Source organism: Bradyrhizobium erythrophlei (assembly GCF_900129425.1).
Lineage (GTDB): Bacteria > Pseudomonadota > Alphaproteobacteria > Rhizobiales > Xanthobacteraceae > Bradyrhizobium > Bradyrhizobium erythrophlei_C.
The window spans coordinates 6,267,934-6,285,185 of record NZ_LT670817.1; the positions used below are offsets into that span (position 1 = coordinate 6,267,934).

Here is a 17,252-nt window from a genome sequence, read left to right on the forward strand (position 1 = left end):
CCGAAAAATTCATCCAAATGAGGGCGAAAGACGTCCCGTGGAGAATGTCCGCGTTATCCAAGGAGCGTCAGCGACCCTCTAGGCAAAAAACCCAGGGAGGAAGCGAATGAGTAAATTTTTAGTCGTTACGACTTCGATCTTCGGCCTGTTGGCCGTGCAGGGCTTTGCGGCACGCGCCGACGAAGCCTTGGACAAGGCCGCCAAGGACCCCAAGCAATGGGCGATGCAGCAAGGCGACAACGCCAATACGCGCTATTCCAAGCTCAATCAGATCACCTCATCCAACGTCAAGAAGCTGCAGGTCGCCTGGACGTTTTCAACCGGCGTGCTGCGCGGTCACGAAGGCGGACCGCTGGTGATTGGCGACGTGATGTATGTCCACACGCCGTTTCCAAATACGGTGTATGCGCTTGACCTGAACAATGAAGGCAAGATCCTCTGGAAGTATGAACCGCGGCAGGATCCCAACGTCATCCCGATCATGTGCTGCGACACCGTCAATCGCGGCGTTGCCTATGCCGACGGCAAGATCTTCCTGCATCAGGCCGATACCACGCTGGTCGCGCTCGACGCCAAGACTGGAACGCCGGTCTGGTCGGTGATGGACGGCGAGGCCGGCAAGGGCCAATCCGGTACCGACGCGCCGTTCATATTCAAGGACAAGGTTCTGGTCGGCGTTTCCGGCGGCGAATTCGGCGTTCGCGGCTGGGTCAGCGCGTACAACATCAAGGACGGCAAGCTGGTCTGGCGCGGCTATTCGGAAGGGCCGGACTCCGACACGCTGATCGATCCGGACAAGACGACGTCGCTCGGCAAGCCGGTCGGGCCTGATTCATCGACCTCCACCTGGCAGGGCGATCAATGGAAGATCGGCGGCGGCGCCACATGGGGCTGGTACTCCTACGATCCCGAGTTGAACCTCGTCTATTACGGTTCGGGCAATCCCTCGACCTGGAACCCGGTGCAACGCCCCGGTGACAACCGGTGGTCGATGTCGATCTGGGCGCGCGACCTCGATACCGGCAAGGTCAAGTGGATCTACCAGATGACCCCGCACGACGAATGGGACTTCGACGGCGTCAACGAAATGATCCTCACCGATCAGACCATCGGCGGCACCCCGAGGAAGCTGCTGACCCATTTCGACCGCAACGGCTTCGGCTACACGCTCGATCGGGCGACCGGCGAATTGCTGGTCGCGCAAAAATTCGATCCGGTGGTGAACTGGGCGACCAAGGTCGACATGGACAAGTCGTCCAAGACCTACGGTCGGCCGCTGGTCGTCGACGCCTATTCGACCCAGCATAACGGCGAAGACACCAACTCGAAGGGCATCTGCCCGGCGGCACTCGGCACCAAGGACGAACAACCGGCCGCCTATAGCCCGGAGACGCAACTGTTCTACGTGCCGACCAACCATGTCTGCATGGACTATGAGCCCTACAAGGTCGCCTACACGGCCGGTCAGGCCTATGTCGGTGCCGCCGTGGCGATGTATCCGCCCAAAGGCGACAGCAACATGGGCAATTTCATCGCCTGGGACGGCAAGACCGGCAAGATCGTGTGGTCCAACAAGGAGCAGTTCTCCGCCTGGGGCGGCGCCTTGGCAACCGCCGGCAACGTGGTCTTCTACGGCACGCTGGAGGGCTATCTGAAGGCGGTCGATGCCAAGACCGGCAAGGAACTCTACAAGTTCAAGACCCCGTCCGGCATCATCGGCAACGTCATGACCTACGAGCACGGCGGCAAGCAATACATTGCCGTGCTTTCCGGCGTCGGCGGCTGGGCCGGCATCGGCCTGGCGGCCGGTCTGCTGCAGCCTGAGAACGCCGCCGCCTGGCATGGCGCCGTCGACCAGGGCAAGTTGCCGACCAAGGACAAGACCGTCGACACCGCGGGCCTCGGCGCCGTCGGCGGCTATGCGGGCCTGGCGTCCTATACATCGCTGGGCGGGACGTTGACGGTATTCGCCTTGCCGAGCGAATAGGCGCGACGTCACGGTGAGATGACCACAGATCGGCGCGCTGCGCTTTCCGCCGCGCGCCGATTTTTTATCCGCCCCCCAAAACTTCAAAATGCACAAGGACAGTTGCGTGACGATCAATCACTGGAAATTCGCGCTCGTTATCCTGGCGAGCGCCTTCGCCGGCACGGCCGCCTATGCTGACGGGTCGGGCGATCCGGCGGTGGCGTCATCCGACAATGGCAAATATGCGGACAAGGACGGCAACCCGACCTACAAGATCAGTCCGGACGGAACCGTCGACTGGTACACGTTCTCCGGCTTCCGCCGCTATCATTCCGACTGCCATGTTTGTCACGGGCCCAACGGCGAGGGATCGAGCTACGCGCCGGCACTGGCGAATTCACTGAAGACGCTGAGCTACGCCGACTTCGTCAATATCGTCACCAACGGCCGCAAGAACGTCGACGCCGCCAACGACAAGGTGATGCCGTCGTTCGCGACCAACGTCAACGTGATGTGCTACATGGACGACATCTACGTGTATCTGCGCGCCCGCGCCAACGATGCCATTCCGGGCGGCCGCCCGCCCAGCCACGAAGACAAACCGGAAGCGGCCAAAGAGGCCGAGGAAAGCTGTACGGGGATCAAATGATGTTGCGACGCACCGAAAACCCGGCGATGCTGATGCCTGTTGTTTCGAGGCGGCCGGCGATCGTCCTGCCGCTGGCGGGTGCGCTGGTATGCGCGTTCGCTGCCCTGTGGTCTGTCGAGGCCTGCGCGCAGACCAGCGACCCCGGTGCGCTGGAGCTCGTCGATCCGCAGGTCTTCCGCGCCTGCGGCGATCCGCGCAATCTGCCGTTCTCCAACGACAAGGGCGAGGGATTTGAAAACAAGCTGGCCGAGTTGTTCGCCGCCAAGCTCGGCAAGAAGCTCAGCTACACCTACTTCCCGCAGGCCACCGGCTTTGTCCGGATGACGCTGGGCTCGTACCGCTGCGATATCATCATGGGATTTCCCCAGGGCGATGATCAGGCGCAGGTGACAATTCCCTATTACCGGACCACCTATGCGTTGGTCACCAAGCCCGGAAGCGGACTTGAAGATGTAACGGCCATCGACGATCCGAAGCTCAGGGACAAACGCATCGGAGTCGTCGCAAAGACACCGCCCAGCACCAACATGGCGATCAACGGTCTTTTGGCGCACGTCAAATCCTATCCGCTTTTCATCGACACCCGCGCGGATTCCTCGGCGCAAGCCATGATGGACGACCTCGCCCGCGGCGATATCGATTGCGGTATATTGTGGGGCCCGATGGCGGGCTATTTGGCCAGGCAGGCGACGCCGCCCTTCATCGTGGTGCCGCTGACCAAGGAAACGAACGGTCCGCAGATGACCTTTCGTATCGGCATGGCGGTGCGCCCGGCGGACCAGGAGTGGAAGCGCACGCTCAATCGGCTGATCATGGAAAATCAGGCCGAGATCAACAAGCTCTTGATCAGCTACAATATTCCCATCCTCGACGAGGCCAACGTGCCGATCACCGCCGAGACGCTTTCCAAGCGACCATGATCAAGGCAGCCGTCTGCTTTGCATTCATGGTCATCGTCGCTGCCGCCACCGAGGCTGGCGCGGCGGATGTGCCGGAGCCGGATGGCTATCGTCTCGGAGATTATCGCGCGCCGACGCCCGCAACGCTGCGTGGCGCGAGGGCAATAGGGACCGACGAATCGGAAACCATCTGGCGCAGCCATTCGGCTTCCTTTGTCGATGTGCTGCCAAGGGCACCGCGACCGCGGGATTTGCCGGCGGGAACGCTCTGGCGCGACAAGCCGCGTGCCAATATTCCCGGCAGCATCTGGCTGCCCGACACCGGCTATGGCGAACTCGCGGCGAGCATGGCCGATTATTTCTCGAAGGGCCTGGAAAAGGCGACCAACGGCGATCGCGCCAGGACGCTGGTGCTATATTGCCTGGCGGATTGCTGGATGTCGTGGAACGCCGCCAGGCGCGCGCTGACGCTCGGTTATTCCGACGTCGTGTGGTATCGCGACGGGACTGACGGCTGGCTCGCCGCCGGGCTTCCACTGCAGGATTCCGCGCCGGAACCGCGTCCTGGCGAATAGACCGGTCGCTCGGGAGAATCTCATTTCGCTGACGAGCCGGCGTTCAAGCTATTCTGGATCGCGCTCCCCAAATCAAACAGCCGCTTCTCGATAATCACGGGCACGTCGCACACGTAGGATGTCGATTTCCGCCGATCCTCGAAAATGCGCGTCTGCCACAGCAACTGACTGGCGAGTTCGTCGCTCTGCGCTGGATCGGCGTTCGGCTTGTCCTGCAGTTCCCGCATCTTCTCGGTCTTGTCGCGTATGTCCTCGGCCGCAGCCTTCTGCTTGCGCGAAAACCGCTCGATCCCGCTCATCACCTGGTCGCGTTGCGCGTTGAGGGTCGAATACAACCCGGCGAACAGCGTCGTCGCCTTCACTTTTTTTTCCTCGTTGGTTCCGACCACAAAGTCCGCGATCAGTTTCCGCGCCTCCTCGATCGGGGTGCGGCGAGCCGCCAGACGCGCGACCAATTCCGTCTCCTTTGGATCGGCGGCCTTTTCCTTGTCGATGGCGTCGATCGGGGGGCCGGTCCAGACACTTGCGATCGAAATCTCCGGCACCTTCAATTGCTGGCAGGGCCAGTCGGGATAGCGCGGGTCCAGCGCGGACGCCGGCTGCGTCGCGCACAGACTCGTCGCAATCGCAACGCAACAAAAAAGATTACGCGTCGAATGGGCCACGCCGCACCTCCCTGGGAACTCGCACCCGCCTTCCTGCGTCGCGGCCCAGCCGACACTTGATCGGGGAGCCGGTTTGCTTATGCCGCGGGCGGGCGAACGTGCCGGAAATATATTCGATATCGTTGTGCCCGCGTAGTTAAATTCGGCTTGGCGAGGCGCGCCTGGCGAGGGGGCATCCACGATGAGGGAGGGATTCTGCGTGCTCAATTATATCTGCGCGGGATTTTGCGCCTGCCTGACATCGGTACTGCCGGTCGCCCCTACGCATGCCGGCGACGCCAGCACCCCCACGATCACGCCCTCAAGCCTGGCACGTGTCGGCACGGTCGACGCTCGCTTCCAGTCCTACAACATCGAGATGGTCGAAGTTACCGGCGGACAATTCTGGAAGCCCTACCGGCCGGAGTCGGGCGCTCCGCCGACGCCGCGCTCCGGATCCGGCACACCGACGGGCATGAATTCGAATTTATTCCAGTACCTGCCGCCGATCGATCTGACCAACGCGCAGTTGCGAAAGCTCGCGAACGCGCTGGCGCCGGCCTATCTGCGGGTCAGCGGCACCTGGGCCAACACCACCTACTTTGCCGGCAGTGACAACCCGCCGTCGGCGCCCCCTGCCGGATTCAAAGGCGTTTTGACCCGGCAGCAATGGCGAGGCGTGGTCGATTTCTCACGATCGGTGGACGCACCGATCGTGACGTCCTTCGCCGTAAGCTCCGGCGCCCGCGATGCCGACGGAGTCTGGAACCCGGATCAAGCCCGGCACCTTCTCGCCTATACCCGCTCGATCGGAGGCCGAATTGCCGCCGCCGAATTCATGAACGAACCGAACCTCGCCGCGATGGGCGGTGTGCCCACAGGATACAATGCGGCGGCGTACGGACGGGACTTCAGGATATTCCGCAATTTTCTGAAGCAGGCCGCCCCCGCGACGATGATCCTCGGTCCCGGCACCACCAGCGAGACGCCGATCGCGTCGGACCTGCTCGCCGCCTCCGGGCCCGGCGTGGACGCGGTCTCGTATCACTACTATGGAACGCTGTCGGAGCGATGCAACGGCAAGCGCGCGCCGGAGGCGGCCCTCTCCGAAGATTGGCTGTCGCGGACGGATGGGAATCTGGCTTTCTATCGATCCCTTCGCGATCGATTCGAGCCCGGCAAGCCGATCTGGCTTACTGAAACCGCGGATGCAGCATGCGGCGGAAACCGCTGGGCCGCGAGTTTCCTCGATACGTTCCGCTACCTCGATCAGCTCGGGCGACTGGCGAAGGCCGGCGTTCAGGTCGTCATGCACAACACGCTGGCGGCAAGCGATTACGGCCTGCTCGATGAAAATACGCTGGCACCCCGGCCGAATTTCTGGGGCGCGTTGTTGTGGCGGCAATTGATGGGGACCACGGTGCTCGACGCCGGCATACCGATTCAATCCGGCCTTCACGTCTATGCTCATTGCCAGCGAGGCGTGCCCGGCGGCGTGGTTCTTCTCGTGATCAACCCCGACCGCGACGCGCCGCACGCGCTGATGCTTCCCGTAGCGTCCGCGCGCTACACCCTGGAGGCCGCCAGCTTGCTGGACGGTGACGTCAAGCTGAACGGTCGCACACTGGCACTTTCCGCAGGCGATGAACTGCCGGCGATCGCGGGCGCTCCGACACCCGCCGCTACCGTAATGTTCCGGCAGGCCACCATAACCTTCCTGGCCATTCCGGACGCCGGAAACAATGCATGTCGATAATTGCGTCGAACGCTCACCGATGGGACGCTGCGGAATCCATTTTTCCGTCTGATGTCGGCCGCCTTCTTGGCACAGGCTCGCCGCTGTGCCAGCCTCATGGCTGCAACGAAGAAACGTGCCAGGGAGCGACCGCCTTGTACCGCCAAGTCTTGAATTGCCATGTCTTGTGCCGCCGTGCGGTTTTTCTGGCCTCGATCGCGATCGCCCTTGTGAGCGCAGCGCCGGCTGCTCGCGCCGCGGACCCTGACCGATGCCAGGGGCTGGCTCGCCGGTTTCAAATTGCCAAGCCGCAGATCACCGCGATGGAAGTGTCGCTGACCCTGTTTTCCGCGGTCGACGGCAACTGCATCGATCTGGCGACGGAACTGCTTAACCAGGGCGCATCGGTCGACGCGCGCGACCGGCTCGGCGCCCGGCCGCTGAGTCATGCCGCCAAGTCCGGGCATCTGCAGATGGTGGATCTTCTGCTGGCGCGCGGCGCTCCGATCGATGCACGCAATCTCGCCGGCGCCACCGCGCTTTATTTTGCCGCCGAAGGCAGCCACATCTCGATCGCGCAGCGGCTGATCGAACGCGGCGCCGACGTCAAGCTCACCGGCCGAAGCGGGATCTCGCCGATCGCCGCCGCCGCCTATGCCGGCAACGACGTGATCGTCGAAGCCTTGCTCGCCCGCGGAGCAGACGAGCGCGCGCCCGACGAAACCGGCAAGCCGCCGATCGTCTACGCGGCAGCCGGCGCGCGGCTCGATATCGTCAAGCGGCTGCTGGCGCGAAGCATCGACGTCAACGCCCGCTATCCCAATGGTCTCACACTGCTGATGTGGGCATCGGGCCCGGATGAAGCGGTCCCGGAAGCGGAGGCGATCAAGGTCGTGACGTATCTTTTGGATGCCGGCGCGCATATCGATGACCGGGATGACCGCGGCCGCACGGCCCTGATGATCGCGGCCGAAGGCGGCCATGCCGAAATCGCCAATCTGTTGCTGGCGCGAGGCGCCGACGCATCGCTCAAGGACAAGGCCGGAAAACGCGCCGCAGATCTCACGGTGCTGTCTGCGCTGCGCGAACAACTGACGCCGCGCTAGAGACCCGACAGATATTCCGCCAGCGCCGCGATGTCGTCGGGAGAGGTGGCAAGCATCAAATCGGACATGCCGGGATTATTGCCGCGCGCCCGGATGCGGAAGTCACCCATCGTCTTCGTCAGGTACTCCCGGCTCAGGCCCGCCAGCCGAGGCACCGTGCCGTCGCCCTGGAAATGATCGAGATGGCAGCCGGTGCAGCCCACCGAACGGTTGGCGTTCGAGGCGCGGTCCGCGACTTCCTTGGGCGCACGAGGCTGGCCCAGATCGGGCCACGGCTTTGCCGCGAAATATTCCGCGATCGCCTGCATGTCGTCCCGCTCCATCGATGAAGCGATCGGCTGCATGATGTCGCTCTTGCGGTCGCCGCGCTTGAAATCGCGCAGCTCGATATAGAGGTAGCCCGCCTTTTGTCCCCAAATGACGGGGATCGTCTTGTCGGCCGGCTTGCCGTCCGCGCCGTGGCAGCCGGCGCAAACCTGGGTCTTTTCCTCGATGCTTTGTGCGTATAGCGGCGTCGTGCAGATGTTCAATACGGCCGCCAGGGCAACGATGGCGGAAGTGCAAAAGTTCAACTTGCCGCTCATTTATGCGATCCGGTGGCGACTAATCAGAAGACCAGTTACTAGTTAAAAGAAACGGGACCGCAACCGGTCCCGCTTCACTGCTCGATCGCCTGTGCGCTCAATTGAGCGTGAAGGCGATAATGTTGTTGCCGCGGTGAAAATCGATCTGGGTGTTACCGCCCGCGCCGACCACGATATATTGCTTGCCGCCCACCATGTAGGTGGAGGGTGGCGCATTGACGCCCGCGCCGGCGCGGAAGTTCCACAATTCCTTGCCGTTGGACGAATTGTAGGCCGCGAACTTGCCGTTGCCTTCACCGGTGAACACAAGGCCCCCGGCGGTTGCCAGAATGCCGCCGATCATCGGCTCCGGCGTTTTGACCTGCCATTTGATCTTGCCGGTGTTGTAGTCGACGGCGGTGATGTTGCCCGCCTGCGCCTCGCCCGGAATCACCTTGAAGGCGCCACCAAGCCACAACTTGCCGTTCGGATACGGCGAGTTCTCGACCTGGTAGGTCATGGGCTGATGCAGGTTGATGGCATAGGCCAGGCCCTGCCCCGGGTCGGTGGCGATCGGCGACCATTCGACACCGCCGTTCGCACCCGGCAGCATGCGGGCGCCTTCCTTGGTGGGAAGAACCCACATGTTCTCCTGCGGCACCATGGCTTCGGAGAACCGGATCAGGCTGCAATCCTTGCGGTCATGAACATAGATGTGACCGGTCTTGCCGGCATGGATCACGCCCGGGATGACCTTGCCGTCCTTGCCCTTGACGTTGACCAGCACCGGCGGGCTTGCGGCATCGAGATCCCACAGATCGTGGGCGATGTACTGAAAGTGGCAGACATATTTGCCGGTATCGAGATCAAGCGATACCAGCGAGTCCGTATAGAGATTATCGCCGGGGCGGTTCGAACCATCGAGATCGGGCGAGGGATTGCCGACCACGAAATAGATCCGGTTGGTCGCCAGATCGACGGCGGGATTCTGCCACACGCCGCCGCCGAGTTTCGCATAGGGATCGCCTGACTTGGCGAGCAAGTCCTTTTCGGCCTGGATGTCGCGGTGCATATCGCGGCCGGTAGCGTCCTTGGTCGCCCAGACGCCGACCGAATTCTCCGGTATCGTATTGAACGTCCAGAGCAGCTTGCCGGTCTTCGCATCATAGGCTTTCATAAAGCCGCGGATGCCGTATTCGCCGCCATTGGTTCCGATCAGGACCTTGTCCTTGATCACGGTCGGCGCCATCGTCTCGCTGTAACCGAGCTCCGGATCGGCGATGTCGGTCTTCCAGACGACATCGCCGGTCTTTGCGTTCAGGGCCACTAACTTGGAGTCGAGCGTGGCGAGGTAGACGAGATCGCCGAGAACCTGGACGCCACGATTGTTGGGACCGCAGCAGTAGGTCGTAACCAGTCCCATCTTGTGGTTATAGTGCCAGAGCTGCTCGCCGGTTTTGGCGTCGAGCGCATAGACATGGCTGAACGAGGTCGTCACATACATGACGCCGTCGACAACGATGGGCGAGGTTTCCAGCGATTCCTTGACGTCGGTCTGGAAAATCCACGCGACGTGCAGGTTCTTGACGTTGCCGCGCTCGATCTGCCTGGCAGGATGAAAGCGCGTCTGGGCATAATTGCCGTTGGTCAGCAGAAAATTCGTTGTGTTCTTGTCGGCTTCGTTGAGCTGTTGCTGGGTAACCGGTGAAACCTTTGCCTGGCCCGATGCCGACTTGGCTTCCTGCTTGGTCTCCTGCGCGGTGCTCGGCCCAGTGAGTAATCCGACCAAACCGATAGCGGCGCATACAATAGAAAATCTATTCATGTTTCCCGCCCCAATTATTATCTTTAACCGACAAATTGGTCCGCCGGTGCCTTTCAAATCTGACCTGATCGGGCTGGTTTGACAAGGAGAAAACGCCACGCCGAGAGTTCATGGGCGCTCGCTCGGCGGAATTGCCATCGTCCACTTGCCGCACTGCAACCGCCACGGCGGCGTAGGCAACCAATTAAAAGTCCAACCGAATTAGCGCCTATGCCAGGCGCGCCAGCGCCGCTGCAGCAACGCTACTTTTTCAAATATTTCTTCAAGTCCCTCGGGCCGACTTCGGCGCCGAAGACATTGCCTTCCTTGTCGACGCCGACGCCTTCGGCGGTGCTCGACACCGACATGGGCTGTTGATCGGGGATCAGGCCCAACACCCTGGCATCTTCGAGCTTGCCGAAACGGATGCCCTTTTCGCAGCCGGGATTATAGGCATAGGCCGCGGCATCGCGGGACTGGGATTCGGAATCGCCGACATAGATCGTCTGATCCCTGGTGACGACGATGGCGCTCGGGCGGCTGAATTGTTTCCACTCGCCGAGATAGCTTCCGTCGCGGTCGAAGCGAGCGATGCGATTGTGGTTGCGGTCACCGACCAGCAGGCGGCCCTTGGCATCGAAGGCCAGCGCATGCGGCACGTCAAGCTCGCCTGGCCCACTGCCCTTGCCGCCAAATGATCTGATGAATTTGCCCTCGGGTGAAAAGACAAGAATGAGCGACTTGTCGCCGCGCGCGGTGTGCCCTTGCGCGACGAAGATGTCGCCGTTCGACGCGATCGCCACCGCGTTAGGCTGGAAGAAGCCGTCCGGCGCCTCGCCACCGCCGGGTTTGCCCAGCGTCATGAGTATCTGGCCCTGGGGGCTGAATTTATAGACCTGCATGCCGCGGCCGTCCTTGGCGGCGTTGTCCGTCACCCAGACATTTCCGGCATCATCGACGGTAAGGCCATGCGGCATCTGAAACAGGCCACCGCCGAAATGGCGCCGCACTTTTCCGTCCGGCGAAAAGGCGATGATCGGGTCGAGCGGGGAGCCCGCGCAGCTATTGGCGCCGCATCGATCGTAGGCCCAGATCGTGCCGTCGGCCGCGACGGTGACGCCGGCCGTCGAACCCCAGGCGCGCCCATCCGGCAGCGGAGCGAAACTCACTCCGCGCTGATAGGGATCGGGCGCATCGTTGACGCAAGGGTAGCTCGCCTGGGCCAAGGCGGCATGCGCGCCCCACATGGCCAGAATGATGCTCAGTGAAACCAGGCGCCAAGCCATCGCGGCCACGCGCACCCTCCCCGCACCGGTCAGCCGTTCGCTCCCGGCATCGCAAGCCGCGACATCGAACCATGCCTGAGATGCAAAAGGCCCCGGGAGGGGGCCTTTAACACTCACACCGCGTCTTTTGCCGCCTTGACCGGCCGGGCCCTGACGATCTTTCGGGCCGGCTTGGCCTTGAACGTCATCGGCTCTCCATTGAATGGATTGGTGCCCTGCCGCGCCTTGGTAGCCGGCTTCTTGATGACGACAAACTTGGCAAAGCCCGGAACGAGAAACACTCCGGCTTTCTTCAGCTCTTTATAGCCGACCGTCGCGAGCGTCTCCAAAACGCCCTTGACGTCCTTCTTCGCTACTTCGGTCTCAGCGGCGATCTTCTCGATCAGCTGTGACTTGGTCATCTGTACTGCCATTTTGTCTCCTGTATGTTGATTCGCGTCACGAAACAGTATTTGGGAATCCAGCCTGGAAACTGCGCAATGTCGCGATCCCCACAGCTTTATCGGCCTTCTGGCCACTCACAACGGCATTCGTGCCGCCGATTTCCGGTTTGAGCCGGCGCGAAGGGTCTGCACGACCTTGGCGGCCGGGTTGCAGCCTGCCGAAACCGGCATCTCACTGCGCTTCCCGATACGCCTGCGATACCGCCCTTGGCAAGTTGCCCGCGCGCAGCCACCCGGCATATTTCGTTCCGAATTCCGCGCCGACCATGCCTGCCGCATCCTCGACGCTCTTGCCCTGGCTTTTGGCCGACTGCGTTTGCGCCAGCAGATCGATCATATAGGCCCGCTGCTCGGGGATCATCGCGCTGTCGCCGGGCGGGCTATGGTCGGGCAGGATGAGCGCCGGTTTCAGCTCCGCCACGCGATCGAGTACGGCGAGCCAGCCTTTGATGGTCGATCGCGTTCCGATCGGCAAAATCGTGAATTTATTCTGGACCACGTCGCCGGAGATCAGCACCTTGTCCGGCTCGACAAACACGACGGTGTCGCCGTTTGTATGCGCGGGCGGGTCAGCGGGTGGGATTCAATCGCGAACTTTCGACAACGGATTTTTCGGGATCGATCAGGAAAATCCAAATCAGCGAACCGGAGGCCAGAACGCCGGCGGTGACGTAGAAGGGGGCGACCCAGGAGCCCCGCTCCACCAGGAAACCGAACACCAGCGGAGAAATCGAGGCGCCGACGGCGCCCACCATATTCATCACCGCCGTAACAGTTCCGCTCGATGTGCCGCCCACATCCATCGGCACCGCCCAGGCCGGTCCGAGCACCAATTCCAGAAAGAAGTTCGAGGCTGTCAGACACAGGATCGCGGTTATCGCGCTGTCGGTCGTGCCGGCGGGAATCAGCAGTATCGCGGAAAGCAACAGGCCCGGCGCCGCCACGATGCGGCGCGCCAATCTCAAATTGCCGGTCTTGCGAAGGATGTGGTCGGTCAGTAGGCCGCCGGTCAAGTCGCCGACCATGGCCGAGATCAACGGCAGCGGCGCCAGATAGCCGACCGAGCTCAAGGAGAGATGGCGAAATTCAAGCAGGTAGGTTGGAAACCAGCTGACGTAGAAATAAGACCCGTAGAAGAAACAGCCATAGGCCGCCGCGATAAACCACATGTTCGGTGAACTGAAAATCGTGCGCCACGGCACTTCCGATCGGAGCAGCGTTGCGGTCCGGTTCATCTCTCCATTCGGCAAGGTGCCGCGAATATGCGCGAGTTCTTCGGCATTGACGCGCGCTTCATCCTCCGGGCGATTGCGATAGAACAGCAGGAAGACCAGAGACCAGACGAGCCCGATCAGCGCGAAGCTGTAGAAAATCCAGCGCCATCCCCATGCGTTCATGATGATCACGGCGATCAGCGGCGTAATCGCGATGGCGAGGCGGCTGAAACAATGGGTCATGCCCTGGACGAAGCCGCGCTCGGACTTTGGAAACCAAAGCTGCATCGCGCGGCTTGCCGTTGGAAACGCACCGGCTTCGCCCAGACCGAAGGCGAAACGGACCACAAAGAGAGAGGCAGCGCCTGACGCCCAGGCGGTAGCCGCCGTCATCAGGGACCAGAACGGAACGATCGCCAGAAGCACCCGTTTCGGCCCGAAATAATCGGCGAGCCAGCCGCCGGGAACCTGACCCGCCGCATAGGCCCAGGCGAACGCGCTGAAAACCAGCGCGATCTCCGTTTTGCTGAAACCGAACTCCTTGGCAATGGCAGGCGCGGCAATCGAAATATTGCTGCGGTCCATGTAGGTGATCATGTACATCAGGCTGATCAGCAGAAGGACGTACCACCTGACATGGGTACGTTTGGCGCGAGCGAGCGTGCCCGCCGGGCTGGTTGCCGCCGTGATGTCCGCGGGCATGAAACCTCCATCGAATTTCTTGTTCCGACGGTTGTTCATCCGCCGTGTTTTGCCATCCGCAGTCGCACGGGAGCATTTCCGATGCACCCGTCGCGTGAATAACTTAGGTCAACATGAAAATCCTATATGCCGGCGGCCAGTTTAGCCGGTCGTTTGTTCTCGAGCGGCAGCGTCACCGGCTCGTTCAGTTCGGCCGACAGATCGGCGGCGATATAAAGCTCCATCACCCGGCGCGCCTGTTCGGGCGTCACTAGGACCGGCCGATCCAGGGCCACCGCTTCGACGAAATGCACCGTTTCGGAGGCCATGGGGCCGGCATAGACATGCCCCACCGATTCCCCGGGCATCGTCGACATCGGAAACACGGCGCCGTTTTTCATGGTGTTCAACATCACGTCGCGATGGGTGTCGTCGACCATCAGGGCGCCTTCGGTTCCGATCATCTCGATCCACGTGGATGAGAAGTTGGGATAGCCGGGCGGCAGGCTCCAGCCGCCGCCGACAACGAAGGTGAGGCCGCTGTCCATGGTCACGGTCATCCATTGCAGATCGGGAATTTCGTTTCCCGTGGACTCGCGCATCGCGCCGTAGTTGACCTGCGAATAGACGCGCACCGGCTTGGCCGGTTCGAGACACCAGAGCACGAAGTCGAGGTCGTGCGTCGATTCCATCGCGGCGGGGGAAAGCTTGACGCGACCGCTGATTTTCTTGCCGAGGCTGCGCGAAATATGCCGGCTCACCAGCGCGCTGACGGGCTTGCCGATCGTGCCGTCGCTGATGCACTGTTTGACGTAGGCGAATTTCGGGTTGAAGCGCTGCGAATAGCCGATGGTGAATTTGAGCCGGCTGGAACGGGCGATGGAAATAAGCTCGTCCGCCTCTTCAAGTTCGAGCGCAATCGGCTTTTCGAGAAACACGTGCTTTCCGGCGCGCAGAAAGTCCCGCGCCATCGGGAAATGGGTCGTCTCGGGCGTCGCGCACACGAACACGGCCGAAACATCAGGGTTTTCGAGCAAGGCGCGATAGTCGGCGGCTGCCGATTTGGCGCCGATGGCCGCGGCAACTTCGCGCAATCGTTCGGGGCGATTCTCGACGACGTGGACTCCACTCACGAGCGGGTGAGCCGCACACGCCTCGGCCCGAATGCCACCACACCAGCCGACGCCCACGACGGCTACCTCGATCTGATCCATTTTACGGTCTCCAACCCTGTCTTTTCTTGCACTTTTTTGCGTGTATCCGGCCGGGACAGCGGCTTGGAGCGCGCAGATCGAGTTGTTCTCGATCGGTCGACGCAGAACAGTCCGCAGCAACGCCGATGTCAAGTGGGGCCGTTTGGTCAACGCTGGGTTGCTTCAGCCGGGATGCCGTTCGGTCACCCAAGGGTTGGCTTCTGGCGTCACGCAGCACTATGATGCACGTCATTCGCACCGGGAACCGCGTCCATGCAGCCAAAATTCGACCGCGCCGCCGAGGATCTCGGCAACTCGATCCATCTCGAACACGTCAACGTGCAGGTGCCCGACCAGCATTTGGCCACCCTGTTTTATGTCGCCGGTCTCGGGCTCACCCGCGACCCCTATCTGATGGTGTCCGACACCAACATGTGGGTCAATGTCGGCAGAAGCCAGTTTCATCTGCCGAGCGGCGATGCGCAGGTGCTGCGGGGCCATACCGGGATCGTCATCGCGGGCCGCGAAGCGCTGCTCAATCGGCTGGCGTCCGTCGCCGGCAAGCTCGACGGCACGGCGTTCGCATTCAGCGAGCACAACGACTACGTCGAGGCGACATGTCCGTGGGGCAATCGCGTGCGCTGCTATGAGCCCGATGCCGCGCGGTTCGGACGCATCACGCTCGGCATTCCCTATGTCGAGTTCGAGGTGCCGGCAGGCACAGCGAAAGGCATTTGCGATTTCTATCCGCGGATCATGGGAATGCCCGCCGAGTTCAGGAACGGCGATGGCGCGGTCGCGCGCGTCAAGATGGGCAAGAACCAGCATCTGCAGTTCCGCGAGACCGATCGGCCGCAACCGGAATATGACGGCCATCATGTGCAGATGTACATCACGGACTTTTCCGGTCCTTACCGCCAGTTGTCGCAGCGCGGCCTGATCTACAGCGAGGACAATCAATATCAATATCGCTTTCGCGATATCATCGATCTTGCCAGCGGCAAGCGCCTGTTCACCGTCGAGCACGAGGTGCGCAGCGCCACCCATCCGATGTATTTGAGGCCGCTGATCAACCGCAATCCGGCGCAGACCAACCGTACCTATGCGCATGACCACGACCAATGGCTGTGGGCGATGGGTCCGGACCAGTACGACTGAAGCTGGCGGCCCGGATCGATCGAGGTCGCGCAGCCTGGCTTCGCTTGGCCCGGCGCGCCGGCGGGGAACGGCAGAAAGACACAGGACCGCATTCTCGCCGCGCGTTTCGCGCGAGGTTTGTCAGAACGTTTCGCCCTACTCACGCTCGTCATCCCCGCGAAAGCGGGGATCCAGTACGCTGCGGCTTATCGATTCCATCATTGGCGCCTACCGTCATTGCGAGCGAAGCGAAGCAATCCATGGTGCGGCAAGAAAGAAAGCAAGTAAGAGTGGATTGCTTCGTCGCTGCGCTCCTCGCAATGACGTTCAGACACACTTTCGCGATCTCGCGGCGCGATGCGCCCGAGTTGTGCAATTAATCTCCGCCCTGAAAACAGAGGGCGTGGGGAATGCCGGATGCCCGATGCACCCGCAGCCTCGTGTGCGCTATTGGTAGCAAGTATGCACACGAGTATTCACAGCGAGCCACCGGAATCACCCGGCATTCCCACACGCAATGGTTTACGGCTTATAGCGCGCTCTCCCCGGCGACCGGCTTTCTTGCCACCGTCGTTACGCGGATTAATCCGCAAACTTGACGCCAGCGTCGGGGCGTCAGGACCACACGTTTTTGCCGTCCGCTTCAGCATCATTCGTCCGCACGCTCATCGCGCGCATGATGCCGCCGCGTCCATCGCATCCCGCTCCCAACGTCCGTGACGACCGCGAAGCGCCCCTCTTGTGGGAACAGGACGGCAAAGGATATAGCAGCGATTTGGGTCTTCTGAAAATCAGAATATTTTTGCAAAAGGGGCTGGACAGGGGTGAGGTGATTTGCCCGTCAGGCATCGGCGCCTGTGCTGCCCAGGGTGCTTTGCAGGGCTTTTTATTGTTCGAGCGACGAAGCTTCCTTGGCTGGCGACCTTTGGTGACGTCCCCATGGCGCCTACCCACCGCGACGATCTGCCTCCAAGGCCTTGCGGCATTTCTTGGTGGCCCCCGGGGCGCAATTTCTTTAACATCGTCGAAAGTCGAGCCAGATTTGGGATGTTTGCTGGCCCCGGTGATCATTGCGCACAGCCATTTGGGCGTGCGCCGAGGCCGAGAAGACTTCGTGACCTAAGCTGCATCGGCGAGGCCTGTTGGTTGAACGTCGAGCTTGCGGCAAGTGGGTCGCGGAGATCGGCGACGGTCGTGTCCGCCGAGCCCTAGCCTGCCCCGGGGTAAGTCTTCGGGTGAGCGCTTCAGGAGGACTTATGACGTCCGAAATCACCACTGGCCCAGCCGAGGTACCGCGCGACGCTCCCGTGAACATTCGCACGGCCCTCGGTGCGGACGCTATCGGCGAAGCGCT

General features: G+C 61.8%; 16 protein-coding genes. 8 read left to right on the forward strand and 8 right to left on the reverse strand.

All coding sequences use genetic code 11. The features are described 5' to 3' along the window. Positions 1 to 106 precede the first annotated feature (106 nt). From B5527_RS30070 to B5527_RS30085, 4 genes are all read left to right on the forward strand, one after another. A complete protein-coding gene (locus B5527_RS30070) occupies positions 107 to 1,987 on the forward strand; it encodes a methanol/ethanol family PQQ-dependent dehydrogenase (protein ID WP_079604744.1) in 1,881 nt (626 codons plus the stop codon). A gap of 88 nt (positions 1,988 to 2,075) precedes the next feature. Beyond that, the gene (locus tag B5527_RS30075) at positions 2,076 to 2,618 is read left to right on the forward strand and encodes a c-type cytochrome, methanol metabolism-related (protein WP_079604745.1); all 543 of its coding nucleotides are present in this window, start codon (positions 2,076 to 2,078) and stop codon (positions 2,616 to 2,618) included. Between the two features lie 32 nt (positions 2,619 to 2,650). Next, the gene (locus B5527_RS30080; protein ID WP_079607619.1) at positions 2,651 to 3,538 is read left to right on the forward strand and encodes a substrate-binding domain-containing protein; all 888 of its coding nucleotides are present in this window, start codon (positions 2,651 to 2,653) and stop codon (positions 3,536 to 3,538) included. Then, positions 3,535 to 4,092 (forward strand): PQQ-dependent catabolism-associated CXXCW motif protein, encoded by a 558-nt coding sequence (locus B5527_RS30085; protein WP_079604746.1) that lies wholly within the window; start codon positions 3,535 to 3,537, stop codon positions 4,090 to 4,092. Before B5527_RS30080 ends, B5527_RS30085 begins: the two co-directional genes overlap by 4 nt. A gap of 20 nt (positions 4,093 to 4,112) precedes the next feature. Here B5527_RS30085 and B5527_RS30090 read toward each other — a convergent pair whose 3' ends face one another. Further along, positions 4,113 to 4,757, reverse strand: coding sequence for a hypothetical protein (locus B5527_RS30090; protein ID WP_245332320.1), 645 nt, complete (start codon positions 4,755 to 4,757; stop codon positions 4,113 to 4,115). A 181-nt stretch (positions 4,758 to 4,938) separates the two neighbouring features. On the opposite strand from B5527_RS30090, the gene B5527_RS30095 reads away from it, so the two are divergent. Together B5527_RS30095 and B5527_RS30100 are read left to right on the forward strand one after the other, a co-directional pair. Next, entirely contained in the window at positions 4,939 to 6,492 is a 1,554-nt protein-coding gene (locus B5527_RS30095) for a hypothetical protein (protein WP_079604747.1), read from the forward strand. Positions 6,493 to 6,626: 134 nt separating this feature from the next. Continuing rightward, the gene (locus B5527_RS30100; RefSeq protein WP_172842706.1) at positions 6,627 to 7,577 is read left to right on the forward strand and encodes an ankyrin repeat domain-containing protein; all 951 of its coding nucleotides are present in this window, start codon (positions 6,627 to 6,629) and stop codon (positions 7,575 to 7,577) included. Here the strand turns inward: B5527_RS30100 and B5527_RS30105 are convergent. From B5527_RS30105 to B5527_RS30135, 7 genes are all read right to left on the reverse strand, one after another. After that, positions 7,574 to 8,161, reverse strand: coding sequence for a c-type cytochrome (locus B5527_RS30105; protein WP_245332321.1), 588 nt, complete (start codon positions 8,159 to 8,161; stop codon positions 7,574 to 7,576). The genes B5527_RS30100 and B5527_RS30105 overlap by 4 nt on opposite strands. Before the next feature lie 97 nt (positions 8,162 to 8,258). Beyond that, on the reverse strand, positions 8,259 to 9,965 hold the full coding sequence (locus B5527_RS30110; RefSeq protein WP_079604749.1) for a pyrroloquinoline quinone-dependent dehydrogenase: 1,707 nt from the start codon (positions 9,963 to 9,965) through the stop codon (positions 8,259 to 8,261). A gap of 242 nt (positions 9,966 to 10,207) precedes the next feature. Then, positions 10,208 to 11,230, reverse strand: coding sequence for a peptidyl-alpha-hydroxyglycine alpha-amidating lyase family protein (locus B5527_RS30115; protein WP_245332767.1), 1,023 nt, complete (start codon positions 11,228 to 11,230; stop codon positions 10,208 to 10,210). Positions 11,231 to 11,343: 113 nt separating this feature from the next. Next, positions 11,344 to 11,643 carry an HU family DNA-binding protein gene (locus B5527_RS30120; RefSeq protein WP_079604750.1) on the reverse strand — a complete coding sequence of 100 codons (300 nt, stop codon included), beginning with the start codon at positions 11,641 to 11,643 and terminating at the stop codon, positions 11,344 to 11,346. 202 nt (positions 11,644 to 11,845) lie between these two features. Then, positions 11,846 to 12,256, reverse strand: coding sequence for an MBL fold metallo-hydrolase (locus B5527_RS30125; RefSeq protein WP_338065136.1), 411 nt, complete (start codon positions 12,254 to 12,256; stop codon positions 11,846 to 11,848). Further along, positions 12,243 to 13,589, reverse strand: coding sequence for an MFS transporter (locus tag B5527_RS30130; RefSeq protein ID WP_172842707.1), 1,347 nt, complete (start codon positions 13,587 to 13,589; stop codon positions 12,243 to 12,245). Before B5527_RS30130 ends, B5527_RS30125 begins: the two co-directional genes overlap by 14 nt. A gap of 122 nt (positions 13,590 to 13,711) precedes the next feature. After that, positions 13,712 to 14,782, reverse strand: coding sequence for a Gfo/Idh/MocA family protein (locus B5527_RS30135; RefSeq protein ID WP_079604753.1), 1,071 nt, complete (start codon positions 14,780 to 14,782; stop codon positions 13,712 to 13,714). Between the two features lie 252 nt (positions 14,783 to 15,034). Between B5527_RS30135 and B5527_RS30140 the strand changes: the two genes are divergently transcribed. Together B5527_RS30140 and B5527_RS30145 are read left to right on the forward strand one after the other, a co-directional pair. Continuing rightward, positions 15,035 to 15,919 (forward strand): hypothetical protein, encoded by an 885-nt coding sequence (locus tag B5527_RS30140; protein ID WP_079604754.1) that lies wholly within the window; start codon positions 15,035 to 15,037, stop codon positions 15,917 to 15,919. Between the two features lie 574 nt (positions 15,920 to 16,493). Further along, positions 16,494 to 17,021 carry a hypothetical protein gene (locus tag B5527_RS30145; RefSeq protein WP_154072614.1) on the forward strand — a complete coding sequence of 176 codons (528 nt, stop codon included), beginning with the start codon at positions 16,494 to 16,496 and terminating at the stop codon, positions 17,019 to 17,021. Positions 17,022 to 17,252 lie beyond the last annotated feature (231 nt).

Coding starts and splice junctions, on each gene's coding strand:
- B5527_RS30140 (WP_079604754.1), top strand. CDS start 15,035: ATGCAGCCAAAATTCGACCGCGCCGCCGAGGATCTCGGCAACTCGATC.
- B5527_RS30075 (WP_079604745.1), top strand. CDS start 2,076: ATGCACAAGGACAGTTGCGTGACGATCAATCACTGGAAATTCGCGCTC.
- B5527_RS30120 (WP_079604750.1), bottom strand. CDS start 11,643: ATGGCAGTACAGATGACCAAGTCACAGCTGATCGAGAAGATCGCCGCT.
- B5527_RS30095 (WP_079604747.1), top strand. CDS start 4,939: ATGAGGGAGGGATTCTGCGTGCTCAATTATATCTGCGCGGGATTTTGC.
- B5527_RS30080 (WP_079607619.1), top strand. CDS start 2,651: ATGCCTGTTGTTTCGAGGCGGCCGGCGATCGTCCTGCCGCTGGCGGGT.
- B5527_RS30110 (WP_079604749.1), bottom strand. CDS start 9,965: ATGAATAGATTTTCTATTGTATGCGCCGCTATCGGTTTGGTCGGATTA.
- B5527_RS30115 (WP_245332767.1), bottom strand. CDS start 11,230: ATGGCTTGGCGCCTGGTTTCACTGAGCATCATTCTGGCCATGTGGGGC.
- B5527_RS30105 (WP_245332321.1), bottom strand. CDS start 8,161: ATGAGCGGCAAGTTGAACTTTTGCACTTCCGCCATCGTTGCCCTGGCG.
- B5527_RS30070 (WP_079604744.1), top strand. CDS start 107: ATGAGTAAATTTTTAGTCGTTACGACTTCGATCTTCGGCCTGTTGGCC.
- B5527_RS30085 (WP_079604746.1), top strand. CDS start 3,535: ATGATCAAGGCAGCCGTCTGCTTTGCATTCATGGTCATCGTCGCTGCC.
- B5527_RS30130 (WP_172842707.1), bottom strand. CDS start 13,589: ATGCCCGCGGACATCACGGCGGCAACCAGCCCGGCGGGCACGCTCGCT.
- B5527_RS30135 (WP_079604753.1), bottom strand. CDS start 14,782: ATGGATCAGATCGAGGTAGCCGTCGTGGGCGTCGGCTGGTGTGGTGGC.